Source organism: Kaistella flava (ex Peng et al. 2021), from assembly GCF_015191005.1.
Classification (GTDB): Bacteria; Bacteroidota; Bacteroidia; order Flavobacteriales; family Weeksellaceae; genus Kaistella; species Kaistella flava.
Window position 1 is genome coordinate 441,948 of record NZ_CP040442.1, and the last position, 24,081, is coordinate 466,028.

The 24,081-nt window shown below is 34.7% G+C and carries 20 protein-coding genes; 14 read left to right on the forward strand and 6 right to left on the reverse strand.

The features are described from left to right. Positions 1 to 133: 133 nt before the first annotated feature. A complete protein-coding gene (locus tag Q73A0000_RS01980) occupies positions 134 to 685 on the reverse strand; it encodes a hypothetical protein (RefSeq protein WP_244140785.1) in 552 nt (183 codons plus the stop codon). 479 nt (positions 686 to 1,164) lie between these two features. Here Q73A0000_RS01980 and Q73A0000_RS01985 point away from each other — a divergent pair, with 479 nt between their 5' ends. Beyond that, complete coding sequence (locus Q73A0000_RS01985) at positions 1,165 to 3,138, forward strand: T9SS type A sorting domain-containing protein (RefSeq protein ID WP_193812421.1); 1,974 nt, start codon at positions 1,165 to 1,167, stop codon at positions 3,136 to 3,138. A gap of 766 nt (positions 3,139 to 3,904) precedes the next feature. Here Q73A0000_RS01985 and feoB read toward each other — a convergent pair. Further along, complete coding sequence (gene feoB / locus Q73A0000_RS01990) at positions 3,905 to 6,079, reverse strand: ferrous iron transport protein B (protein WP_193812422.1); 2,175 nt, start codon at positions 6,077 to 6,079, stop codon at positions 3,905 to 3,907. A 3-nt stretch (positions 6,080 to 6,082) separates the two neighbouring features. Next, positions 6,083 to 6,328 carry a ferrous iron transport protein A gene (locus tag Q73A0000_RS01995; protein ID WP_193812423.1) on the reverse strand — a complete coding sequence of 82 codons (246 nt, stop codon included), beginning with the start codon at positions 6,326 to 6,328 and terminating at the stop codon, positions 6,083 to 6,085. Positions 6,329 to 6,812: 484 nt separating this feature from the next. Here Q73A0000_RS01995 and Q73A0000_RS02000 point away from each other — a divergent pair, with 484 nt between their 5' ends. Continuing rightward, positions 6,813 to 7,358, forward strand: coding sequence for a tRNA methyl transferase PRC-barrel domain-containing protein (locus tag Q73A0000_RS02000; RefSeq protein ID WP_193812424.1), 546 nt, complete (start codon positions 6,813 to 6,815; stop codon positions 7,356 to 7,358). Positions 7,359 to 7,365: 7 nt separating this feature from the next. Further along, positions 7,366 to 9,141 carry an endonuclease gene (locus Q73A0000_RS02005; protein WP_193812425.1) on the forward strand — a complete coding sequence of 592 codons (1,776 nt, stop codon included), beginning with the start codon at positions 7,366 to 7,368 and terminating at the stop codon, positions 9,139 to 9,141. A gap of 88 nt (positions 9,142 to 9,229) precedes the next feature. Here Q73A0000_RS02005 and Q73A0000_RS02010 read toward each other — a convergent pair whose 3' ends face one another. After that, positions 9,230 to 9,778, reverse strand: coding sequence for a DUF4256 domain-containing protein (locus Q73A0000_RS02010; RefSeq protein WP_193812426.1), 549 nt, complete (start codon positions 9,776 to 9,778; stop codon positions 9,230 to 9,232). 480 nt (positions 9,779 to 10,258) lie between these two features. Here Q73A0000_RS02010 and Q73A0000_RS02015 point away from each other — a divergent pair, with 480 nt between their 5' ends. The 11 genes from Q73A0000_RS02015 (at position 10,259) to Q73A0000_RS02065 (ending at position 21,695) form a co-directional block, all read left to right on the forward strand. After that, positions 10,259 to 11,164, forward strand: a complete 906-nt coding sequence (locus Q73A0000_RS02015; RefSeq protein WP_193812427.1) for a universal stress protein — start codon at positions 10,259 to 10,261, stop codon at positions 11,162 to 11,164. 9 nt (positions 11,165 to 11,173) lie between these two features. Further along, positions 11,174 to 11,620, forward strand: coding sequence for a GNAT family N-acetyltransferase (locus tag Q73A0000_RS02020; RefSeq protein WP_193812428.1), 447 nt, complete (start codon positions 11,174 to 11,176; stop codon positions 11,618 to 11,620). Between the two features lies 1 nt (position 11,621). Then, positions 11,622 to 12,743, forward strand: a complete 1,122-nt coding sequence (locus Q73A0000_RS02025; RefSeq protein ID WP_193812429.1) for an alanine racemase — start codon at positions 11,622 to 11,624, stop codon at positions 12,741 to 12,743. Between the two features lie 136 nt (positions 12,744 to 12,879). Next, positions 12,880 to 13,770: an AraC family transcriptional regulator gene (locus Q73A0000_RS02030; protein ID WP_193812430.1), complete on the forward strand. Its 891-nt coding sequence runs from the start codon at positions 12,880 to 12,882 to the stop codon at positions 13,768 to 13,770. A gap of 20 nt (positions 13,771 to 13,790) precedes the next feature. Further along, positions 13,791 to 13,961 (forward strand): hypothetical protein, encoded by a 171-nt coding sequence (locus Q73A0000_RS02035; protein WP_193812431.1) that lies wholly within the window; start codon positions 13,791 to 13,793, stop codon positions 13,959 to 13,961. Further along, positions 13,942 to 15,684, forward strand: a complete 1,743-nt coding sequence (locus tag Q73A0000_RS02040; RefSeq protein ID WP_193812432.1) for an APC family permease — start codon at positions 13,942 to 13,944, stop codon at positions 15,682 to 15,684. Before Q73A0000_RS02035 ends, Q73A0000_RS02040 begins: the two co-directional genes overlap by 20 nt. Positions 15,685 to 16,326: 642 nt before the next feature. Beyond that, complete coding sequence (locus Q73A0000_RS02045; protein WP_193812433.1) at positions 16,327 to 17,685, forward strand: flavin monoamine oxidase family protein; 1,359 nt, start codon at positions 16,327 to 16,329, stop codon at positions 17,683 to 17,685. Positions 17,686 to 17,724: 39 nt separating this feature from the next. Beyond that, complete coding sequence (locus Q73A0000_RS02050) at positions 17,725 to 18,798, forward strand: hypothetical protein (RefSeq protein WP_193812434.1); 1,074 nt, start codon at positions 17,725 to 17,727, stop codon at positions 18,796 to 18,798. A gap of 41 nt (positions 18,799 to 18,839) precedes the next feature. Further along, positions 18,840 to 19,559, forward strand: coding sequence for a hypothetical protein (locus Q73A0000_RS02055; RefSeq protein WP_193812435.1), 720 nt, complete (start codon positions 18,840 to 18,842; stop codon positions 19,557 to 19,559). Positions 19,560 to 19,719: 160 nt separating this feature from the next. Beyond that, positions 19,720 to 20,769 carry a hypothetical protein gene (locus tag Q73A0000_RS02060; RefSeq protein ID WP_193812436.1) on the forward strand — a complete coding sequence of 350 codons (1,050 nt, stop codon included), beginning with the start codon at positions 19,720 to 19,722 and terminating at the stop codon, positions 20,767 to 20,769. A gap of 89 nt (positions 20,770 to 20,858) precedes the next feature. Further along, complete coding sequence (locus Q73A0000_RS02065) at positions 20,859 to 21,695, forward strand: hypothetical protein (RefSeq protein ID WP_193812437.1); 837 nt, start codon at positions 20,859 to 20,861, stop codon at positions 21,693 to 21,695. A 58-nt stretch (positions 21,696 to 21,753) separates the two neighbouring features. On the opposite strand, the gene Q73A0000_RS02070 is transcribed toward Q73A0000_RS02065, so the two are convergent. Both Q73A0000_RS02070 and Q73A0000_RS02075 read right to left on the reverse strand, forming a co-directional pair. After that, positions 21,754 to 22,158 (reverse strand): DUF805 domain-containing protein, encoded by a 405-nt coding sequence (locus tag Q73A0000_RS02070; protein ID WP_193812438.1) that lies wholly within the window; start codon positions 22,156 to 22,158, stop codon positions 21,754 to 21,756. A gap of 466 nt (positions 22,159 to 22,624) precedes the next feature. Beyond that, the gene (locus Q73A0000_RS02075; RefSeq protein WP_193812439.1) at positions 22,625 to 24,067 is read right to left on the reverse strand and encodes an aminoacyl-histidine dipeptidase; all 1,443 of its coding nucleotides are present in this window, start codon (positions 24,065 to 24,067) and stop codon (positions 22,625 to 22,627) included. Between the last annotated feature and the right edge of the window lie 14 nt (positions 24,068 to 24,081).

Consider the following 24,081-nt stretch of genomic DNA (forward strand, 5'->3'; position numbering starts at 1 on the left):
AATTTTTAAATAATTAAGTTGCTTTTTGCTCAGAAGAAATTTTGATCGTATTTAAAGACCTGGTAATCTCCTTTTAAAGAGTGATCATTGAAAGAGTTAATTTACCAATTTTCCCGGCTACAATAACAGGAGCTTATTTCACTTTTTCAAACAGATACAATTTCCCACCAGAAAAAGCATAACTCTGCATTAAGTTTCCTTCTAAAACCATCGTTTTACTCGTTACATCAATGATTGAAATATAGTTGCTTGAATTGTATTTCAGGTAATTTTCTTTGTTTTTAGTTTGAGGGTTTTTACCAAATTCGAACTTGTATTTCACCCAATCTTCTTTTTCGGATTGACAATGAACAGGTTGAAATTTCCCTTTTTTAGATTTGAATTCTATGATCTCAAAACCTTCTGCACATTCGCTTTTGAAATTATTTGCCGGATCACTGTCCTGGGCAAACTGTTCGTAAGTTCCATTATAAACACCAACTACTTTCCAGGTTCCATTCAGTCGGTCTTCATCGATTTTTCCTTCCGCTTTTTTAACGGCCCAACCTACGCCTTTTACGGTTCCTTTCACTGCAGAATATCCAATTTTAGCAGTTGTGGTAACGATTTTAGCAGCGGTAGAAACCACACATGAAGTCAAAAGAAAACTTAGTAAAAGTAAAAGTCCAGTTTGTTTTATTTTCATAGTCTATGTTTTTATTTCGTTGCAATTTACGGTAAATTTTAGTGGGGCAGCACAGGTGATATTTTAGAAAGCTCGAATTGTTTTTTAGAAGTGAAAATTGGAGCCTGTTCAAGTTTTAATAAAACCAGATTAGTCAAATAAGAATTAGTTAGCAATTTGAAAATATTAAGGAACGAAATTGTTTTAATCAATAAATCAAAATAGTATATCCTTATTTATTTTTGAAATTTACTATTTAACAAGCTGATTTAAGTGGAATATATTGTGATATTCATGAATATATAAAGTAAAGCGATGTCGATGTAATATTTTCGGCTTCGATTATTTGCCATTAAAATTAAACTGAATTTTCCAGTAAATGCTTCTGATAAATAAAGAGTTAGGTCTTTATTTACCCTTGTGAAATTCGTGAATTTTGAAAGAGTAGTACTGCTGTGCTTCTACTTATATCCCTAGTTTTAGGCAATTAAAATTTATTTATGAAAAAATTATTATGTTCTGTTCTGGTGGTGGGAAGTTTTATTTTCGCAACTGCTCAGACAAAAATTGCTCTTCACGATCAGCCAACTTCTTCTGTTCAAAAGAAGAAATCACTCAAAGATTATAAACGTAATCACGACCTTAATCGCGCGCAACTTTTTACCGGTACAATTTCTGGAAAGGGTGGAGCGGTTCCGGCCAATGTAACTTCTAAAAGCGTTACTCCTTCGGCCAGTATCTATACTCAACTTTGGGGGGAAGTGAAATCGGTTTCTCAAGAGGAAAAACAGCTTTTTCTAATCAATTATAATTATGGTGTTGATGCCAAGGTGACGGTGAGGTTACTCGATGATCAGATTAATGTAACTAAATCGTTTACGGTAGCCTTACCGGAATCTGCGAACAATTTTGGGATGTTGAATGAATATTATTATGATGCCGACGGAAAAAGAAACTTCATGATCTACGTTCATCATTTTGTAGGAAATGGCGGACCGGAAAATCAGCGTGATTCTGTTTTTATCGTGACAGAAACTGGAGAAATAGTTGCTACTCTTGATGGATTCGGTGCAAAAGTAGTGGAAACTTCGACAGGACGTAAAATAATGACTTTCCACGATGAAGAGGATCAGATGTTGATCTCCAATTATAATATTGCAGATTTCTCTTTAGATAAAAGCATGGCGATTCCTTTTGATCTTTTAAACTTTATGTCGGGCTCTCCTGCGAACTTCATGAATGTTAAAGGTGTACCGTCAATGGTTTTGGCACATTATGAGAAACTGTTTATGGATAATGATACTTTCGAAGTATTTCCAGATAACCATTTGATTGTAGGAATTTATGATTTTGATTTAAACCTGAAGAAAAGCATTGCTTTAGATATTTCTTCCGCTTATCCAGAAGAGCCTTATACGATTCCAATGGCGGAGTTCGGGATGTTCTACGGTTACGGAAAGTATGATGTTACAGACAAAACCTTTAATGATGATGAAGCAATTGAAGTGCTTTACAGTGTTTACTATTTTGATTTGTTGGGAGATCGAGAATGGAATCATTATTTCGTAGGCGATGAAAATGGGAACCGAATCAGAAGTTTAGAAAAGGATATTATCGGCCGTGTCGAATTGCAGGAACTTCCAGGACATGATGATCAAATCGGTTTGTTCATAGGAGATGACGAGATGGTAGGCGGTTTAAATATGTTTAACATGAAAAGCTGGACCTCAGCTTATGAATTTCCGGCTTATTATAACGGCGAATTACTTTCTTTAAATTTCAACCGTATGCCAGTGGGAGATTCTTACGATTACCTTTTCGGGATGCCTGATCTGGATGTGGTAGGTGCGCAATCTTTTGGTAAAATTAATCACTATGACAGTCAAGGTCAATTTAAAAAAGCGACCAAGCTTTCTTTAGGAGAGAATGTGATGAATTTTACGCCGTTGCTTTATGACCAAGCGATGACGCCGAATCTTTATCTAAATGACAATCAACCGACTTATACTTATGTAAGCAAGCATTTGGCAGGAGGTAAAGCATATAATATTTTACGTGTTGCAAAAAATGAAACTGAAATTATCTTTGAAGCACAAGGAGACAACACCAAAGGAGATTTGGTGGGCAGCAGTTATATCACAGATTCGAATGATAATATTAAGAAACTGGCTCTATTATACACGACTGGAAATTATAATATGACCATTGATTTTCATGATTTACCATTCACAGCTTTGAATACGCAATCGACATCCTTAAAAAACAGTCTTTTGGTTTATGTTGATAAAACTTCAAATACCGTTCGTTGGAATGAAACTTCAAATAGTTATGCAGTTTACAGCATGAGTGGAAGCTTAATCCGCCAAGGTGGAAAAGGAGAATCTTTCTCTACTGCCGGTTTACCGAAAGGAGTTTACGTTTTAATGATTACAACCCCGAAAGGTGAAAAGCTAACCAAGCGATTTATTCTTTAATACCCAGACCCGCAATTGCGGGTCTTTTTTTATCCTGTTTTGAAAATCAAGGCAAAAAAATACGGCACAAGATTCTTGATGAGAAAAATTAGAAGCTGATAATTAAGAACAAACTTAATAATGAGATTACTAATAAGAAGCACCAAAACTTTCGCTTCTTACTAATCCCGTCCCGCTGTCCGCTATATCCCGCTATGCGGGGATGCCGCTCCCATCAGGGCTATAAGTTCAGGCATTTCTTCTTGTCACAGAAAAATTAATATACTTTCACAGCTACAAAAATCACTTATAGCTTTCAGGTTTTCTACAAAAAGTAATAAAGGTTTGTGTTCTTGATGGAATATAATTTTAAACTTATTATCAACTTAAATTTGTGACTTTGTGGTTTTCTACAAAAAGCAACAAAGGCTTTATGTTCTTGATGGAGTATAATTTTAAACTTTTAATCAACTTAACTTTTGTGACTTTGTGGTTTTCTGCAACAAGTAACAAAGGTTTTCTGATCTTTATAAAATATAATTTTAAACTTTTTAATCAATTACCTTTTGTGATGTTATGTTTTTCTGCAATAAGTAATAAAGGTTTTGTACTCTTTATTGCGATATAATTTTAAACTTTGTAATCAATTCACCTTTGTGACTTTGTGGTTTTCTCCAACTAGTAACAAAGGTTTTGTGATCTTTATTGAATATAATTTTAAACTTTTAATCAACTTAACTTTTGTGACTTTGTGGTTTTAAATTTTTAATATTCGTCCTAAATTCTATTATTCTAAAAAGTGCCAAATCTGAGCAACCATAAAACAAACAACCAATCCATAAATAACCGGAAGTATCGTTGCCACGAAAGTCCATTTGCGACTGTTGGTTTCTTTGTAGATGGTATAAATCGTAGTACTGCAAGGATTGTGAAGTAAACTGAACAGCATCAGATTAACCGCAGTGAGTGTTGTCCAACCACCTGCGTGTAATAAATTGGCGATTTCTGAATCACTTCCTTCAAACATGACGCCTGCACCAGCTCCTAAAGCGGTGTTTCCAATCGTTAAAGTGGTCAGCATCAGAATCGTTGGAATTACAATTTCGTTTGCTGGAATTGCAACGATATAGGCTAAGATAATCACTCCATTTAAACCAATGAACATTCCGAACGGATCTAATCCATTAATCATCCATAAAGCAATACTTTGATTGCCAATCATAATATTGGAGATGAGCCAGATCACTGCTCCGGCCGGTGCTGCAAAAACGATTGCTCTCCACAATACGATTAAAGTTCGGTCGATTAATGAAGTGTAAACCGTTTGTAAAACATTCGGTGGTCGGTAAGGTGGAAGTTCTAAAGTAAAGAAAGATGATTCTCCTTTTAATAATGTTTTCGATAAAAGCCAGGACGTGAAAAAAGTAAAGGCAATTCCTAAAATAGCAATTCCGATAACGGCTAACATCGAAACAGTTCCTGCCCATTGACTCGGAACCAGAACGCCCAGAAATATGGTTGCAATAATAATCTGAGTCGGCCATCTTCCATTACACAGTGAGAAATTATTGGTAATAATGGCAATCAGTTTTTCTCTTGGACTGTTAATGATTCTGGTAGCGACCACTCCGGCAGCATTACAACCAAAACCCATACTCATTGTTAACGCCTGTTTTCCGTGAGCTCCCGATTTTTTAAATATTCTATCGAGATTAAAAGCTACTCTTGGTAAATATCCAAAGTCTTCCAGCAAAGTAAATAAAGGAAAGAAAATTGCCATTGGTGGCAACATCACTGCAATGACCCAGGCTGTTCCCAGATAAACTCCATCGACCAGGAAACCACTTAACCACCAGGGAAAATTCAAGTTAACTGCGCCCGTTTTTAATAGTGGATGAATCGTATCTAATAATAAAGACGACAGCATTTGCGACGGATAATTGGATCCGACAATCGTGATCCAAAGGATAATTCCTAATAATAAGAACATGATTGGAAAGCCCCAAATTCGATGCGTCACAATATGATCAATGGCTCTGTCCACACGAAAGGAACGTTTTGTTTTATCGGAGGAAACTGAATCCTTAACCAATTGGGCCGATTTCGCATAAATGCTTTCTACCAAATCATTGCGGTATTCATCGCCCAGGTTTTCACGGAATTGTTTTGCTACAATTAATGTTTCCAGTAAATTATCAGAATTGATTTCCTGAGAAAGTCTGCCTTCTTGTAAAGCCTTCACAATACTTTCATCATCCTCGATTAAGCGAATCGCAATCCAATTGGTATTGGGTAAAGTAGGATCTAATTCAGTTAATAAACCTTCGATTTCAGAAACTGCTTTTCCACTTTTAGAATTTAACTGAAAAGAAGTGTTTTTGCTTACTTGGAAAGTTCCGTCGGCAACTTGTTTAATCGCTGCTAACAATTCTGGAATTCCTTCTTTAGAACGTGCACTGGTTTGTACCACCGGAATTCCCAAATCTTTAGATAAAGTTCTTACATCAATTGAGATTTGATGGCGACGGGCTTCATCCATTAAGTTTAAACAAAGAACCACTTTATTGGTGATTTCTAAAATTTGTAAAACCAGACTTAAATTTCTTTGAAGACGACTTGCATCAACGACCACGACGGTAACATCGGGTTGTGCAAATAAAACAAAATCTCTGGCAACTTCTTCATCTTCGGAAGTTGATAAAAGGGAATACGTTCCCGGAAGATCTACGATTTTATATTTGTTACTCTGATAAGAAAAACTTCCTTCTGCACGGACAACTGTTTTGCCAGGCCAGTTTCCGGTATGTTGCTTTAAACCGGTCAATGCATTAAAAACAGTACTTTTTCCCGTGTTTGGATTTCCTGCCAAAGCAATCGTATAATCTGAATCGCCCGCAGAAATACCCATTTTTTTGAGTTCGGCGCTCGGGTTCAGTTCACAAGTATCACACGCTGTTTTCATATCCTATTCTTTTACTTCTATTAAAACATTGGCAGCATCTTCATTTCTTAGAGAAATCAAGGTGTCGTGAATATTGTAGGCGATAGGATTTTTGAGCGGACTGATATTTTGAACACTAATTTCTGACCCACGAACGAAGCCCAAATCCAGCAATCGCTGTCGTACTTCGCGGCTGCAGTTGGGAGATAATCCCGTAATTACAGCAACCTGATCTTTCTTTAATATTCCTAAATTTTGACTTAATTCCATAATGATTTAAAAAGAATACAATACATATTAGAACCGCTAAAGTACAAAATTAGATTAATCTAACAATGTTTTTATAAAAATCTAACATGGTTTCAAAATTTACATTTTCAAAATATTTTCGAGGATTGATTAAGAGAAGAAATAGATGATTTAGAATGCATGATTCTCTGAAAAACAGTGTCTTTATTAAAAGGGTAAGAAACCTTTTACCCAACAAACGATTTCCTTTTCGAAAGGTTGCCAGAATAAATGATGTAGAAAAGGTAAAGTAGTAAGTTACGAAATAGTATAAGTGTTTTCTATTAAAATTAATTTTTTGATAAATAATTGTTAATAATTGTGGTGTGAGAGTCCATCGTTACGGTATTGTTAGAAAAGTGACATTTATTACCTCAAATTTAAAATATAATATATATTTTAGCCCGCCCTAAACGAAGGTAATCTGAACTTACTTTTTTAGGTAAGGATTTTAAATCTTTTTATAATGACCCACAAAGGACAAACTGTTGAAATCCCAGCAACGTCTCCTCTTTATAAAAGAGAAGCTCCTGATTTTCTTTCTAAAAAAGAAGAGTTGATTTGGAGGTCGCCAAAGATAGATTATTCTTTATTCGATGGCTTTTTGGTGGGTGAACATTCGGGGGTTGAACATTTCAAAATCGGTCAAAGAAAAGGTATTAAAGTAGGCGGAAAAAAAGAACCACTTTACGTTATTAATATTGATGAAATTGATAACCGACTTTTTGTAGGAGCAGGTGAAAATCATCCTGGACTTTGGACGAATGTATTGTCTTTTTCAGAAAATGATTTTCAGTGGAATCAGGAAATCTCTTTTAATGCTAATGAAAGAGAAACCGGAATCACCGTTGAGGTATTATCTTCTGTATTTGAAGAGAAGGTATCTGCAAAACTCTATTTTTTTGATCAGACCGCTTTCTTAGAATTCGAACAACCCACTTTAATAATAGTAAAAGAAAACCCAATCTGTATTTACTATAAAAATACAATTATCGCAGAAAACAATAAATAATTATAACATGAAACTAAAACTATCTTTTTTAGCAAGTATCATTTCATTTTTCGTTTATGCTCAATCCGCACCGGCGTATTACTCGAGCATCAATTTTAATAAAACGAAAAACGAACTGAAGAATGACTTGGCAGCATTAATTACAGCAACTCACACGAAAACCATTTCGTACAGTGAATTGCAAACGCTAATGAAAACAAGTGATGTAGATCCTGAAAATCCAGCGAATTTACTATTGATTTATGGTTCACAAGCTTCGGGAACTCATCAGAGAAGCCGCCCAATCGGCGGGTCTTGGAACCGTGAGCACGTTTATGCAAAATCACAGGGAACACCAAACTTAGGGACTTCCGGTCCAGGAGCAGATGGTCACCACCTTCGTCCGGCAGATGTTTCTTTGAACAGCAGCAGAGGACATTTATCTTTTGATGATGGAGTAGGACCATTGGCAGGAAAGACTGCTCGTGGTGGTTGGTATCCTGGTGATGAGTGGAAAGGGGATGTTGCAAGAATCCTAATGTACATGTATGTAAGATACAACAGCAGATGTTTGCCATTGAATATTACAATGAATCCAAGTACCTATTCTGCTGATTTTCCAGATATTTTATTAAAATGGAATATTGAAGATCCAGTTTCAGCTTTTGAAATGCAAAGACAGAATGTGGTAGCAAACACCCAGAAAAACAGAAATCCTTTTATCGACAATCCTTATTTGGCAACGGTAATTTGGGGTGGACCAGATGCTCAAAATACATGGCCAGATACCTTCAATGGTGGCGGAAGTTCAGGTGATACAGAAGCACCATCAACTCCGATGAATCTTGCGGTTTCAGGTGTAAGCTCTTCAAGTGTTTCTTTAACCTGGACGGCTTCTACCGATAATGTTGCGGTAAGCGGATATGATATTTATGTGAATAACGTATTTAAATCAACAGCATTTACTACCAACGCAACAGTAACTGGATTAAATCCTGCAACAACTTATTCATTCTATATCGTAGCGAAAGATGCTTCTGGTAACAAATCTGCAAATAGTGCAGCGGTTGAAGCAACTACTGAAACGGGTACAGGAACCGACCCAGGAACTGGAACAACTTGTGGAACAGAAGATTTTGAAAATGTAGTATCAACAGGAGGTACGCCGCCAGCTTCTTCATATGGTGATAGAACTTGGTCAGGTAACGGTATTGTTTGGACGGCTACTTTTGCCAGAACTGACAAACAAATTTATATTGATGGTGATGCTAACAAAGCAATTTGTATTAAAAAAGGGAACTTAAAATCGTCTGTAATTTCAGGTGGTATTGGGACTTTGACTGTTAAAACTTACCTTCCGTTTGCTGATTCTGCAGGAAATTACACTTTGAAAATTAATGGTGTTGTGAAAGGTTTGATTCCTTATTCTAAAACGGCAAAAACCCAAACGATTGAGAACATCAATGTGGAAGGAAATGTAGTAATTGAATTGATTGATACAACCACCAGCAATAGAGTTTCTTTCGATAACCTTTCCTGGACTTGCTATACTTCAATGGGAACTGATGCAACAGAAATCAAAAACCAGAAAATCAATATTTATCCAAACCCTGTAAAAAACAACGAGTTTTTCATCAGTGGAATTGATAAAAATGAAACGGTAAAAGTGTACAGTTTGAATGGACAGTTATTGCAAACAATCAATAATGTGAATGATAAAGAAAAAGTGAATCTTAATCAATTACCAAAAGGTGTTTATTTTGTGACTACTAAAACACAGTCTGCTAAAATTATTGTTGACTAATACAAGATTTTCCTCATTAGGAAATGGTAAATAATAAGGCCGGAAGAATTTTCTTCCGGCTTTTTTTATTGATCATTTTGAAAGAAATTTAAACTCTCAAAACTCCACGAAATCCTCGCCCAGCATAATAGGATTCTGCGCCGTTGTGGTAAATAAAAATGGTATCAAATCGAAAATCAGCAAAAATAGCACCGCCCAATTTTCTGATGTTTTCCGGCGTTTTCAGCCAACTCGAAGTCTTGTTATCAAACGTTCCGAGTGTTTGTAATTCGCGGTATTCTTCTTCATTCAAGATTTCGATGCCCATTGATTTTGCAGCATCTACGGCATTGTTTTTAGGTTTGTTTTCCTTTCTTTTATCGAGCGCCTCTTTATCATAACAGAAACTTCTGCGACCTTTCGGACTTTCGGCAGCACAATCGTAGAAAAGATATTCTCCAGATTTCTCATCTAAACCAACCACATCAGGTTCGCCACCACTTTCTTCCATTTGAAGTAATGATTCTAATTTTTCTGGATTTTTATTGAGTTTGTTCAGGATGTCATCCCAATTTAAATTTGAATGACGGTTCATATTTGATTCAAATCGGTGTTGTAGAATTTGGAGAAGATCGTGGTAATTATTTTTTGTAGTCATCGTTTTTAATATTTACGTTTTGATGAGGTCAACTTTATTTAAAGAGGATATCAATTCTTTAATTATGTGCAAATTTATTTTAATAATTAAAAATACAATGTTTTTTATTTGCTTTAGTTTTTAAAAATTTAATATTCAGAGTCTGTTTTAAATTTCAAAAAAACACATAAATCAAATAAGAATTAGTTCCCAAAATATTTAAAAACACAAAGTTGAAAATCTTTGATTTTCGAAACTGATGTGAACTTTTAGGAATAATTTTTTTCTAAAACTAATGTGACTCATGTGTTTAAAAATTATTTTTTGGGAAATTAAACAAGATCTCATTGCTCATCATAAAATTTGTTCTTAAATAATGTCTTATAATATTTATTTGAAATAAGTAATTCATACCACGGATGAGGTTTTTCTTGACATGCTTTTCAGCTCAGGCATTGTAATTTTGCATCTAGAAATGTTAAGAATATTAAATAAATGCAGATGAAAACCGAAATAAAAACCATATTAATACCGATTGATTTTACCGAGAAATCAAAGAATGCTCTGAAGGTTGCAGCGAAAATGGCACAACGTCATCAGGCAAAATTAATCATTTCTCATACGGTTCATATCTATTATATGATCAGTCGCAGCGGGAAACAAGTGATTGGTTCAGAAACAGTTCAGGAAAATACAAATCGCGCCACTGAAAAATTAGATAAGTTGAGAATTTCTCTTCTTGAGAAATTTAATATCGAGGTTGAAACCAGATTGTGCAGTCAGAATATTATTGACAGTATTAATGATTCTGTGGAATCTGATCAGATCGATTTAGTCGTGATGGGAACTTCGGGACAACAAAAGATGAAGCAGTTGATCTTAGGTTCTAATTCTTATAATGTTCTATTACACGCCAATTGTTCGGTGCTTTTGATTCCGGAAAAATTTAAAAAAACGTCTTTTAAGAAAATTCTTTTCCCAATTCGTGTGAAAGATGAACTTGATCAGAAGGCAGATCTTTCTATTTTATTGGCGAATAAAAACGATGGTAATATTAACCTTTTGGGAGTTGGAGATCCTGACCGAATGATTGAGGTAAGAAAATCTTATATCGAAATGAAGAAAAACCTAATGCTAAAGTCAACAGATTATGAGTCAGAATTTCTTCTGTCTCATGACAACGCAGAAATTATCGCCCAAGTTGCAAAAGATAAAAAATGTGATATTATTCTGTTGGCCGACGAGGATGAGCATTCGTGGAAATCGTTTATGGCTGATAATTTCTTCAAAAAAATGATTAATGGAACTACTATTCCTTTGTTCATCGTAAAGTCAAAATTAAAGAAAATCAAAAATAAAACAGAAGCAGTTTCCGGTTATGATTTAACCATTCCTGCTCTGGGATAAAATTTAGAAATGATAAAAATAAATACCTATTCAGAACAAAATGTAGCGAACCAAGAAATCAAAGAAGAAGTCATTAATTTCTTGTTTGAAAGTCTTGACCAGTATGGTGATCCGAAGAAAGATATCGAAAAATGTATCGATTACGCTTTTGGTGAAAACCATAAACCTGGTGGAATGGTCATCACCGCCATCGATTCTGAAACTCAGAAAATAGTGGGCGCGGTCATCATTAATAAAACCGGAATGAACGGATATATTCCTGAAAATATCTTGGTCTACATTGCGACCGATAAAAATATGCGTGGAAAAGGAGTCGGAAAACAATTGATGCAAACCGCAATTAATCTGTCGGATGGCGATATGGCGTTACATTGTGAGCCTGATAATCCTGCCAAATATTTATATGAAAAACTGGGCTTTACCAGCAAATATTTCGAGATGAGATTAAAAAAATAACATGTCTTTTATTACTTTACATTCTACAAAACTCCGTCATAACTATAAAGTTCTTAATCAGGTTTTTGCCCAAAATAAAATTGAATGGGCCATCGTTGCCAAACTGTTATGTGGCAATGAGAAATTCTTACAGATTTTGCTAAACTTATCTGACAAAGAAATTTGTGATTCGAGATTGAGCAATTTGAAAACCATCAAAAAATTGTCTCCAGAAACGCAAACCATTTATATAAAACCGCCAGCAAAGCGTTTGGCTAAAAGTATTGTTGAATTTGCTGACGTTAGTTTCAATACCGAAATCGCAACTTTGGAAGCTCTTTCTGAAGAAGCGGTGAAACAAAATAAAATCCATAGAGTAGTGCTCATGGTCGAAATGGGCGAGTTGCGCGAAGGAATTATGGCGCTTAATTTAATGCAATTTTATGATGAGGTTCTCGCTTTACCGAATATTGAAGTGGTCGGATTAGGAACGAATTTAAATTGTTTAAACGGAATTTTACCCGATGAAAAGAAACTTTATAAACTCAATCGTTTTAAAGAAATTATCGAGGAGAATTCTGGCGAGAAGATTCCCTATATTTCTGGCGGTTCTTCGGTAACGATTCCTTTAATTTTTAAAAATGAAATTCCGTTTGGAATCAACCATTTCCGAGTTGGCGAAACCTTGTTTTTTGGAACTAATGTTTACGAAGATTCCTTAATTACAGGAATGTATCAGGACGTTTTCACGCTTACTGCAGAGATTATCGAAATGCAGCAAAAACCTAATATTCCGTCGGGAACAGCAGGTACCAATCTTACGGGAGAAACACCTACTTTTTCTGAACAAGAAAGAGGGAAATCATCACTTCGAGCCATCGTAGATGTTGGATTATTGGATATTGATCACAAAGATATTTCAGCAATGATTCCCGGAATTGAAATTATTGGAGCCAGTTCTGATATGCTAATTTTGGACTTAGGAGAAAATTCTGAAAACCTGGAAGTTGGTGATACAATTGATTTCAGCATGAATTATATGGCCGTTCTTCGAGCGATGAATTCTGATTATGTCGACAAAAAAGTGGATGGTGAAATGATACCTTTACTAAATACAGCGAACGAATATCTTTGCTTAAATTAATTTCACCCTGTGTAAATAAATGATTAACAGTATAATGCAACGACAATAATTAAAATTGGAAAAACTTTCTTATTAATTCCAATCTGTTTAAAAGGTTTGTTTTATCTTTATTTAAATAATAAAACAGACTTTTTTTATGGCCGATTCATTGATCAATTTAGTGACGATTAATTCTTTAAAACGCCCTTTCTCTTTTGACGGTGAGTTTGTGTTTTTAACTCCTTCAGATTTAATTGCCGTATTTAACGCTCAGAATTCTTTCAAAACAAAATTCTATACTTTATTAATCGTAGAAAGCGGTTCGGGGAATTTAATGATCGATCACGAAGTTCATGAACTCCAAAAAGGCAGAGTCTTTTTCGTGAATTATAACCAGGTTTTTCGGTTCGCAGATGTGGAAGATTTTAAGGGAGAAGCGGTACTTTTTACCCGATCATTTTATAATTTAATTTATACCGGAAACCGGAAAATAAAGAACGATACGGCTTTTTCAGATTTGCCATCTTTTATGGATTTTTCTAAAAATGATCTCGCTAATTTTAAAACAGGAGTTTCAGATATGAAAAGAGAGTTTGCCACGCCTGCTCTTTTAAGCAAAGAAATTATTTGTTTATTACTAAAAGCATCGATGCTTAAATATATTCGAAAAACTGACAATCCGAATTACAGTGATTTTAAAACAAACCGCAAAAATTCTTATATCGAAGATTTTAAACATCTGGTAGAAGTTCATTTTAAAGAACTGAAAAGAACCTCTGATTATTCCCAAAAGTTGACGATTTCAGCCAACTACTTAAATGCTTTAATTAAAGAAAAGTTAGATATCTCGGCAGAAAACTATATTCAAAATCGCGTGATTCTGGAGGCGGAACGATTGTTGTTGAATACTGATTTGTCAGTTACAGAAATTTCATTTGAACTCGGTTTTTCAGATAAGTCTCACTTTGGAAAATACTTTAAAAAAAATACTCAGAATAGTCCTAATAATTTTAGAAAAAAGTTTCGAATAGAGAACAATACTTTTTAAAACCATTAAAATAAAAGAAGATGAAAATAACGAAACCAACTGCAAAAAACATAAAATCGATTAAATTTCATACAGGTATAAAATCCTTAGTCGACCGAAAATTCGGTGGAATTAATGTTTTGGATAATGATCAGATTTTAATGGAGCAAAGCAAATTGAAAAACTTGAGAAATGGCAAAGTCCGTCCATAAAAAACTCAATGAATTGCAGTCAACTGCGATTTCGGGGAATGATATTACGTCTTCATGTCTTTATGTATCAGCGCTTACCATTATGTATGCCGGTCAATATGCCTGGATTTCCCTGCTAGTTGTGGCGATGGTTTTATTTCTTTTCCGTAAAATTTATGGCGAAGTAGTAGGAGCGCTTCCGTTGAATGGAGGAGCTTACAACGTTTTGCTCAATACCTCGTCGAAGAGAGTTGCTTCTCTTGCGGCTACGCTTACTGTTTTGTCTTATATGGCAACCGCAGTTTTGTCCGGTTCTGAAGCAATGCATTACCTCCATCAATTGATTCCAAGCCTGAATGTGATGATTGCCACAATTGTAGTGCTCCTCATTTTTACCCTACTAACTATTTCAGGAATCGGTGAATCATCGATTGTTGCAGTGGTAATTTTTCTGATTCATTTGGTTTCTCTAACGCTTTTGGTTATCGCCGGAATTTGGTTTATAGCCAATAACGGAATGACAACTTTGCATCTTAACTGGGCAGTTCCGGTAAAATCTGGCGGTATTTTGATGGCGCTATTTCTGGGATTTTCCGCGGCAATGTTAGGAATTTCCGGCTTCGAAAGTTCTGCCAATTTCGTGGAAGAACAGGAACCGGGAGTTTTTCCCAAAACCTTACGGAATATGTGGCTTGCCGTAAGTTTTTTTAATCCACTGATTGCATTAATCATTATTTTCGTTTTACCACTGGCTTCTGTGGGCGCGCATGAAGAATCGCTTTTGGCGTATGTTGGTGAAATTACGGGCGGCAAGTGGCTCGCTTATTTAATTTCTGCTGATGCTGTTTTGGTACTTTGTGGTGCAGTTTTAACATCTTTTGTAGGAGTTTCCGGACTTGTAAACAGGATGACTTTGGATCGTATTTTACCCAACTTTTTTCTGAAACAAAATAAAAGAGGTGCGCATTACAGAATTGCAGTTGCTTTTCTATTATTATGTGTCTCCGTATTATTGGCAACGAATGGCGTTTTAACTTCTCTTGCAGGCGTTTATACGTTTTCTTTTCTATCGGTAATGGTACTTTTTGGTATTGGTAATCTATTGCTTAAAATAAAAAGAAGCCAACTGCCGCGCCCCGAATATGCGCCTGTGTTAAGTGTTTTGGTGGCGATTGCTTTTATTATTCTGGCTTTTTGGGGAAACTTTTTACTGAATCCGGGTTCTTTTAGGACTTTTATATTTTATTTAATTCCGGCTATTTTGGTGGTCGCAGTGATGCTGAATAGGTCAATTATTATTTCTGCCTTGCTCGTGGCTGTAAATGCTTTATTCAGACCTTTAAGGAAGCTTTCTATTCTTTCTAACAGGAAATTACAACAAATGTATTTTAAAGTTCATTCGCAGGAATTTGTCTTTTTTACCAAAAGAGATAATGTTGCGATTTTGAATAAAGTAATGCAATACGTTGAGGAAAATGAGACCACTAAAAAATTAAAAATTGTAAACGTAATGCAACCTGGCGACGACAATGAAAAACTGAAAGTAGATATCGAAGTTTTAGATCGTGCATATCCGGATATTGATATTGAATTTATTGAAATTTTAGGGGAGTTTACACCACAGTTAATTGATGAACTTTCTACAAAGTGGAATATTCCGAAAAACTTTATGTTTATTGCGTCACCAAGTGATCGCTTCAGTTATCGCGTGGCCGATCTGGGCGGAGTTCGATTAATTATGTAAGGAATTTGTATACAAGGTTCTTTTCATCAAATAGTTTGTGCTTGAATCAAAAATAGATTTCGTTTAAAGTGTAATTCTTATTCTTCGTTTTATTCAATTCTGAATTTTTTATTACCTATTTTAACTCTTCTTTCACGCAGATTTTTTCCCTGATTGCAAAAATCGCATTCTAGAACGTAGAAACTGGTAAAACTGTTTATATGAAACCCTACCGAAATAATTGGTAGGGTTTTGTTGTGACCTGCACTGAACAATCAAAAACAGCGTAATTTTTTTATTAATAATAACTTTCAAAACAATTTAAAAAATAATACTAACTTCAATGTTTTGATTGTTTAAGTTATTGACTGTTAAATCATTTCGCATTCAAAGAGAAGGAATTAGAATTTAATTCTACACTTTATATAACCATCGGGGGATTATTTTTTTTAGAGTAAAACCCTCAATGGGACATCAATGTTCACTTTAGAATAAACGGGATTTGACCGTTGTAATGTAAAAGTCCACAACAAGTTCAAAATTTGTAAAGACCAAATAGTAATCTTTTTTAATCAAACCAATAAAAATATAAAATTATAGAGAAAAATTTATAAATAAGATGTTCGACTGCAAGTAAAAACTAAACCATAAAAACTTTTAACCATGAACAGAAAAACATTTATTCAACAAACTTCCCTCGCGGCAGGTGCGCTATTGATGCCATCATTCCTTTGGTCATTTGCGGAGAATTCGGCAAAAGTAAAAGTCGTAATTATTGGCGGCGGCTTTTCCGGTTTGGCGGCGGCTTATCAACTGAAACAGAAAGGAATTTCTTTTGTCGTTTTAGAAAGTCGAAACCGAATTGGGGGCAGAGTATTCTCGCATCCAATGAGCAATGATCTCGTCATCGAACTCGGTGGAGAATGGGTTGGGAATTCGCACACCCGAATCCAGGAATTGTGTGGAGAATTTAATATACCACTTCAGAACAACCAATTCGACACGCATCTCATCTACAAAAATCAATATTCTCCGGCCGGTAAATGGGATTATAGCGATGAATGGCGTAATAAATTTGAAGGTTTATTGAAAAAATACCCAGACATGTCTGAAGCTGAAAAGCTAAAACTCGATCAATATGATTGGTGGCGGTATTTGGTAGATAACGGCTGTTCAGACAGAGATTTAGATATTCGGGAATTATTAGACAGTACTGATTTTGGCGAAAGTATTCGTCATGTTTCAGCATTCGCCGCACTTGCAGAATATGCGGAAAGCAGCCCGAAAAACGAAATGGATTTAAAAATGAAAGGTGGAAATGCACAGTTAGCTAAGGCGTTTGCTAAACGAATCGGCACTGAAAATATCCGCTTAAAACATCACGTTGCTCAAATCGATCAAACAGGTAAAAAAGTGAAAGTTCGTTGCAGCAACGGAACTGTGATTGAATGTAATAAAGTGATTTGCACCGCGCCAACTTTTGCTTTGAGCCGAATCAACTGGTTGCCTGCATTGCCCACTGATTATGCAGATGCAGTTCGGCAATTGCAATACGCAAGAATTCAAAAACACGCCTTGCATTTTACAGAACGATTTTGGGGAGACGAAAGTTTCGATTTAATAACCGATCAATCGCCACTCTATTTTTACCATGCAACCAAAAATCAACCATCGAAAGAAGGGGTTTTAATTGCGTATTCAATTGGTGACAAAGCAATGATGAATGCCAATCAAACCAATGAATTTCAAGCACAGGATGTTTTCCGTTGTCTGGAACCGCATTTTGGAAACATCAAACCTCTGCTTAAAGATCAGGTCGGTTATTACTGGGGGAACGATGAATATTCTCGGGGCGCTTATGCTGTTTATGGAATCGACCAGTGGTTTAAGCTTCGTCCGATATTAGCTCAACCTTTTATGAATACGCATTTTGCCGGTGAACATCTCGCCGATTGGCAAGGCTTCATGGAAGGTGCAATTGAAACCGGCGAAGCTGCAGCTGAAAATGTTTTTAAAAGTTAATGGTGTTCAAATTCATTTTGTTTAATTAAAAAATAAAAAATGATGACTATTAATCTACAATCTGTTTTAAAATATACGATGCTTTTGTGGGCGTTTTATGCCATAAGTTCTTGCGGAAAAAGTAAAACGAATTCGATTGAATCAACTACAGATTCAACAAAAATAGCAACAATGGAAGTTTCGAAAAACTCCCAAAAATCTGATAGCGTTGCTTTGATAAAGGCATTTTCTAAATTAGAAACCAATTTGTCTTTTCTAAAAGAGTTGGGCTTAAATGGCGAGAAACACTTTACCTGGAATGATGATTTGATGAAAATCATTTCCGGCGATTTGAATGGTGATGGAGTTCAAGATGCTTTACTTTTTTTTTCGGTAGAAGGACGGGATGGTGGCAATAACTGGAGCACCTATTATGCGGCATTTTTAAACATTAATAAAGAATGGAAATATCAAAGTTTAGTAAATGCAGGCGGAGATTTTAGTGATAGAATCCTGAAATTAACCAAAATTGAAAATGGAAATATTTTAGGAAATTGGGTAGGAAATAAAGAGGGAAGTCTAAAAGAAATACCTGTGAATTTCATTCTTAAAAATGGTGTTATCATTAATATATTCACAGGGTTACATCAGGAAGAAGATGCAGGAAATCGGGAATATCTTTTTTGTGATGAGATATTTACCGCAGATCATATTGTGGTCCCAATTTCTTCTACACTTAATAATTATGAGAAATTATTAGGTAAAGCCAAAGTGGTAAAATATGATGAAATGAAAGAATGTGGAACTGTTTACGATGAACTTCATTATCGGGAATTGGTTTACAAGGATTTGATTTTTGAACTCAGCAGTAAAAATAAAGCTTCTTTAATTTCAATTAATATGTTGGGAAGTGGAATTAAATTTCAATCAGGAAACGGTACTATTGACGAAAATACCAAGATCTCAGATTTGCGAAAACTGTTTCCAGATACTTTTAGTTCTACTGGTGATTTTGATGAAAATAATGAAGAAACTTTCACAATTGCGACTGGAGCAGAAAGTGATGATAGTTGGATGTTACATTTTAACCGATCCGGAAAATTAACTAAAATCACCTATTTAGTTCAGTGTTAAATTTTGTTGATATTATTAAAATAATTTAAAAACAAAAACCGATGAAAAATACGCTAACGGTATTTCTAGGACTCTTTTGCTGTCTTGTCTTTGCGCAGAAAAAGTTGGCTTCGACTACGGATTTATCTCCCATTATTAATTATTACCAAGATGGTAATATTCTTTTAGGATATAAAGGAAAGGAGGGCAAAAGACTGAAAATTGTTTTTACAAATGTTCTGCAATCTCCAAAAGATCCAGCGATTTACGAAGTGAAAGGCAAAACTTTGTTTGATGGAAAGGTTACTGATTTTTCTGGAACATTAACCTTAATAAGTTTTCACAACGAACAGGATGAACATTTGTACAAGAATGAAAAAGGACAGACTTATCATTTGAAAACAGGGACTTTTAATTGTAAACTGAAAGAAATAGGGAAAAATGCGAACGGTGATTATAAAGGCAATTTAAATTTTTATTGTGGTATGAATCCAAAAGGTCAATTGGTGGAAGATGACCAATCCAATGTCGGAGATGGTTTTAAAAATTTTCTATTTAAAGGAACATTCACAAATAATAAAACCGGAGAAAAAAAACCGGTAGAATGGGGCGACAGTTTCTTGCACGCTCCAGTTGGATTAATGGGCGATGACGGAATGTTTTATGTAAAAGTAAAAGATCCTCAGAATAAATTAGGCTGGGAAAATTATCGAAAAGCGTATCAACTTGAAAAGCAAGATTCGGAAGCATTAAAAGAAGAACAGCGAATTTGGTGGAAATAATAAATAAGCAAAGTCATCAATTCAATCTCGCTATTTAATTCGTTGGTGTATTAGTAAAGAAATATACATTTTGAATCATCCACAAAAAAAAGTTTACGGTAGTTTTGGATCCTGAAATTGAAACGAGGATTGAAGATATTAAATTTTAAAAATTAAAGTCATGAAAACAAAATATCTACTATTGATGATCTTCACTTTTTCTATAATTACGATTCGTGCTCAAATTAAAACAATTCAGTATAAACCTTTCATACAAGGACTTGAACTCAAAGATGCTTCCGGACCGGGAATTAAAAACAATTCCGGAGATATTTTATTAGAGCTCGTTTCAAAGGAACAGGATGAAAATGAAACACTCCTAATTCTTCGAAATTCTAAAGGGAAACTAACTAAAATCACAGAGAATAAATTACTGCTGATGAGCAAAGATATTCTGGGCGCTTCCAGTGGGAATTATCCTTCTTTAGATGGTGAAATAATTTCTGTAGATTACACTTTAGGCAGTAATAGCAGTCAATCTGATATTTCGATTTCTTTTCAAAAAGATAAAGATGGTAATTATTGGTTCAAAGAATATACAACGATTACAAGAAATTTTGGAGTAGAAAACCTTTTCGAAAGAGCGAAAATTACAGCAGAGCAAACAGGTAAAATCAACTTTTCTGAGGCAAGTGAAAATTTAATTTTGAAGAAAGCAAAAATCCAAATACCAAATCAGACCAATGAAGATCAGGTTTTTAAAGCTTCTTCTACCTATTCGAAATATATCCCGGTAGGATGGCGATTGGGCGCTTATGCAAATGGAGATTTAAATTTAGATGCTCATAAAAACGATCTCATTCTTTTACTTTATAATGAAAATGAATGTAAAATTCAGCTTTTATTGCAACAATCAAACGGCAGTTATAAAACCGAAGTTACCAATGATAAACTGATTGTTCCCGACGAAAACTTTAACGTAAATAATTTTAAAATAGTGATTAAAAACGGCTTCTTTACTTTAGAACAAAGGATTGCAGTTAATGATCAAAATTTCGATCAACGTTATGTAACCTTTAAATATGACAAAAATAACTGGACGCTTTATCGTTTTGATGTGGAGCATTTTTCCGGCTTCAATCCTAAACCTGCAGCGCTGGTAAATCATCTTACACAGAAGGATTTCGGACCTGTTTTATTTCAAAATATGAAGCATTTTCCAAAATATTAAATTCTATTATGGAGAGCAGTTTTAAATTATAATTGAAACTTTCGCAACAAAAGAACTCAGAGATTTTTTAAAAATTAAAAATACGAACCATGAAAATCAAATTACTTACCGTATCATTTTTTATAATGCTTGCAAACACAGCCATCAGTTGTGATAAAGGGAATAAGCCAGAAATGAAGCAACAGGCTATAACTGCAGAAGAAAGTAGCACATCAGAAAAGCCAGCACCTATAATTACTGCAAATTTTCCGAAGGAGGTTTCCATTCTTCTTCCAACCCAATATCGGAAGAAAAGTACAGGTTATCCACAAAATGTAAAAGATAAAAACTGGTTTGAACTTTACAAAGAGGAGAAAACTGGAAAATGGCTCATCGGTAAAGCCGACTTGAAAATATCTTACGGACGCGATGAATGTGTGGGAGAAGATGTCATGATTATAAAGTCAAAACATGAAGATGTAGTTCTCTTTTTCACTGGATTTGACGGTTTAAATTTAAATCCTGAAACTATTTTGGAGGATAAACCACTTTTCCCAGAACATAACATTTCGTTTAAATTTAAAGGCCAGGAATATCTTCTTTCACCCATGGGAAGTGTAGTTGATGATGAGGGACATATTCTGCCGGCAAATTTGGTCAGAGAGCAAACACAACAGGAATTGGCGGATTCACAAATCACCGATTATACGCTGAGTTTTTCCGTGGGTAATGAAACTTTTAACCTCGCCACAATCAACAAAATTGAATTTTCCACTCCAAAAATAATTTGGTTAGGCGATTTAAATGGTGATGATTTACCAGATATGATTTTGGACTTGTCAAGTTTTTATGAAACCCAACGTCTTTTCTTTTTCCTTTCAGATCCAAATGATAAGAAACAACCTTTGAAAAAAGTCGCTGATTTGGAAGTTATAAATGATTGTTGAAATTGAAATTCGATATATTAAAAAATCCCGAAAAATACTTCAGGATTTATTGATATCATTAAATTTGATTAACGCCAATTTCATTGATTTCGTTGAAATTTTCTTTTGGATTTACTCCGTACAGGTTACTTCCTGGAGTTCCTTCTGTTACAAATAAGATAAGCAGCCAGATTGCTCCAATTATCGGAATAAATGCAATGAAATAGAACCATCCACTTTTGCCAACATCGTGCAATCTTCTAACAGCCAAAGCTAACCCAGGAATGAAAGTTGCCAAACCGTAGAGTAAGTAAATAAAACCATATGGTATTTGCTCATTGAATTTCAATCCTAAAATGTTATCTAAAACTGCTGCTGTAATTGCAAAAATCATATTAAATAAGGCATACATCCAAAATTCTGTTCTTCTTGCCCTTCCGCTAAAATCAGCGTACTGTCTTAGTACTTTTAAATACCATTTCATAGTTTTGTTTTTTTTAATTGTTAATTCCAAAAATAAGATAATTATTTGATATATTTTAACAATTGTTGTGTAAATTTTAAATAATCTATAGTTATTTAAGTGTTTTAATGATAATTAGATTATTTAATAAAATTAATTTAAATGAATGCAGGATATTTTAAATCACCAATTTTTAAATTGTCAAAAAACTAAATCATTTATTTTGAATTTTTCATTTTAGATCTTTTTCATTTAAAATGGTAGATGTTGTAATAGTATTAAGAAGAATAAATATAATGGAAATGACAGCGACTTTAAATCAGCTTGTAAAAACAAATCTCTTGGTTATCTTTATGTTTCTTACGCCCTTTTGCCGATTTTTAAAAGACAGATAGAAGGTGTCTTAGTTATTCTTTATAGTTAATATTAAAAAAAATATCCAAAAAACAATTTTGCTTTTTGGATATTTTAGTTTTTTAAATAAATATTACTTCGCTGGAATATTCGCTAAAATTTCTTTTAAGAATCCCCAGAATTTCTGAACAGATGCAATATTTGCTCTTTCATCCGGCGAGTGAGCGCCACGGATGGTTGGTCCGAAACTTACCATTTCCATTTCAGGATAATTGGCACCTATAATTCCACATTCTAAACCAGCGTGACAAGCGACAACTTGTGGTTTTTCACCGAAATCTTTTTCATACATTTTCTCCATGATCTGAACGATTTCAGAACCTGGTTTTGGTTTCCAACCTGGGTAAGATCCATTAAATTCTACTTTCATTCCGGCTAATTCATAAACTGACTTCAATTGTTCAGCAACGGCATATTTACCAGATTCAACGGATGAACGGGAGAGATTTAAAATTTGTAATGCTCCATTTTTCAATTCTACTCTGGCGATGTTATTCGATGTTTCTACCAAATCTTTTACATCAGGAGACATTCTGTAAACTCCGTTGTGCGCTGATTTTAAGGCGAAAATTATTTTCTTTGAATCTTCTACAGAAATTGCTTTTTCTGGAGTAGAATACGTTTCGATATTAATGTGTAGATCTTTCTCAACTGAAGCAAATTCCTCCATAATGGATGCTTTTAAACTTTCAGCACCTTCCATAAATTCTACGGAATTTCTAACTGATAAAACCACGTTTCCTTCTCTCGGAATTGCATTACGCAAACCGCCGCTGTCCATAGAAATTAACTGAATATTTTCGTTCGAAACTCCTGTATATAAAAGTCTACCCAAAATAACGTTAGCGTTCCCAAAACCTTTGTGAATATCCATTCCTGAATGTCCACCTTGTAAACCTTTTACGGTGATTTTTACGATTTGACCTTTAGCATCTTCCAAACCATAAGTTTGTGTAGCAGTAACGTCAACTCCTCCAGCGCAACCGATATCGATTTCGTCATCTTCTTCGGTATCTAAATTCAATAAAATTTGACCTTGTAATTGACCAGGTTTTAAACCGATTGCTCCGGTCATTCCTGTTTCTTCATCAATAGTGAAAAGCGCTTCCAAAGCTGGATGAGCAATGTCGCTACTTTCTAAAATACTCATAATAGAAGCAACTCCCAAACCGTTATCTGCGCCTAAAGTAGTTCCTTTTGCTTTTACCCAATCGCCGTCAACTTCCATCTTAATTCCTTCTGTGTCAAAATCGAATTCGATATCATTGTTTTTCTGACAAACCATATCCAGGTGGGATTGTAACACAATTGCTTTCCTGTTTTCCATTCCTGGAGTTGCAGGTTTTTTGATGATCACATTTCCAACTTCATCAACCGTAGTTTCTAAATTCAGATTCTCACCAAAGTTTTTAATAAATGCGATTACTTTTTCTTCTTTTTTTGAGGGACGGGGAACCGAGTTCAATGCTGAAAAATTCTTCCAGATGATTTGCGGTTCGAGTTGTGATAATTCCATTATAAAATTTTATT

Excerpts from the sequence above, each read along its gene's own strand:
- Q73A0000_RS01980 (WP_244140785.1), bottom strand. The coding sequence starts at position 685 with ATGAAAATAAAACAAACTGGACTTTTACTTTTACTAAGTTTTCTTTTG.
- Q73A0000_RS01985 (WP_193812421.1), top strand. The coding sequence starts at position 1,165 with ATGAAAAAATTATTATGTTCTGTTCTGGTGGTGGGAAGTTTTATTTTC.
- feoB (WP_193812422.1), bottom strand. The coding sequence starts at position 6,079 with ATGAAAACAGCGTGTGATACTTGTGAACTGAACCCGAGCGCCGAACTC.
- Q73A0000_RS01995 (WP_193812423.1), bottom strand. The coding sequence starts at position 6,328 with ATGGAATTAAGTCAAAATTTAGGAATATTAAAGAAAGATCAGGTTGCT.
- Q73A0000_RS02000 (WP_193812424.1), top strand. The coding sequence starts at position 6,813 with ATGACCCACAAAGGACAAACTGTTGAAATCCCAGCAACGTCTCCTCTT.
- Q73A0000_RS02005 (WP_193812425.1), top strand. The coding sequence starts at position 7,366 with ATGAAACTAAAACTATCTTTTTTAGCAAGTATCATTTCATTTTTCGTT.
- Q73A0000_RS02010 (WP_193812426.1), bottom strand. The coding sequence starts at position 9,778 with ATGACTACAAAAAATAATTACCACGATCTTCTCCAAATTCTACAACAC.
- Q73A0000_RS02015 (WP_193812427.1), top strand. The coding sequence starts at position 10,259 with ATGAAAACCGAAATAAAAACCATATTAATACCGATTGATTTTACCGAG.
- Q73A0000_RS02020 (WP_193812428.1), top strand. The coding sequence starts at position 11,174 with ATGATAAAAATAAATACCTATTCAGAACAAAATGTAGCGAACCAAGAA.
- Q73A0000_RS02025 (WP_193812429.1), top strand. The coding sequence starts at position 11,622 with ATGTCTTTTATTACTTTACATTCTACAAAACTCCGTCATAACTATAAA.
- Q73A0000_RS02030 (WP_193812430.1), top strand. The coding sequence starts at position 12,880 with ATGGCCGATTCATTGATCAATTTAGTGACGATTAATTCTTTAAAACGC.
- Q73A0000_RS02035 (WP_193812431.1), top strand. The coding sequence starts at position 13,791 with ATGAAAATAACGAAACCAACTGCAAAAAACATAAAATCGATTAAATTT.
- Q73A0000_RS02040 (WP_193812432.1), top strand. The coding sequence starts at position 13,942 with ATGGCAAAGTCCGTCCATAAAAAACTCAATGAATTGCAGTCAACTGCG.
- Q73A0000_RS02045 (WP_193812433.1), top strand. The coding sequence starts at position 16,327 with ATGAACAGAAAAACATTTATTCAACAAACTTCCCTCGCGGCAGGTGCG.
- Q73A0000_RS02050 (WP_193812434.1), top strand. The coding sequence starts at position 17,725 with ATGATGACTATTAATCTACAATCTGTTTTAAAATATACGATGCTTTTG.
- Q73A0000_RS02055 (WP_193812435.1), top strand. The coding sequence starts at position 18,840 with ATGAAAAATACGCTAACGGTATTTCTAGGACTCTTTTGCTGTCTTGTC.
- Q73A0000_RS02060 (WP_193812436.1), top strand. The coding sequence starts at position 19,720 with ATGAAAACAAAATATCTACTATTGATGATCTTCACTTTTTCTATAATT.
- Q73A0000_RS02065 (WP_193812437.1), top strand. The coding sequence starts at position 20,859 with ATGAAAATCAAATTACTTACCGTATCATTTTTTATAATGCTTGCAAAC.
- Q73A0000_RS02070 (WP_193812438.1), bottom strand. The coding sequence starts at position 22,158 with ATGAAATGGTATTTAAAAGTACTAAGACAGTACGCTGATTTTAGCGGA.
- Q73A0000_RS02075 (WP_193812439.1), bottom strand. The coding sequence starts at position 24,067 with ATGGAATTATCACAACTCGAACCGCAAATCATCTGGAAGAATTTTTCA.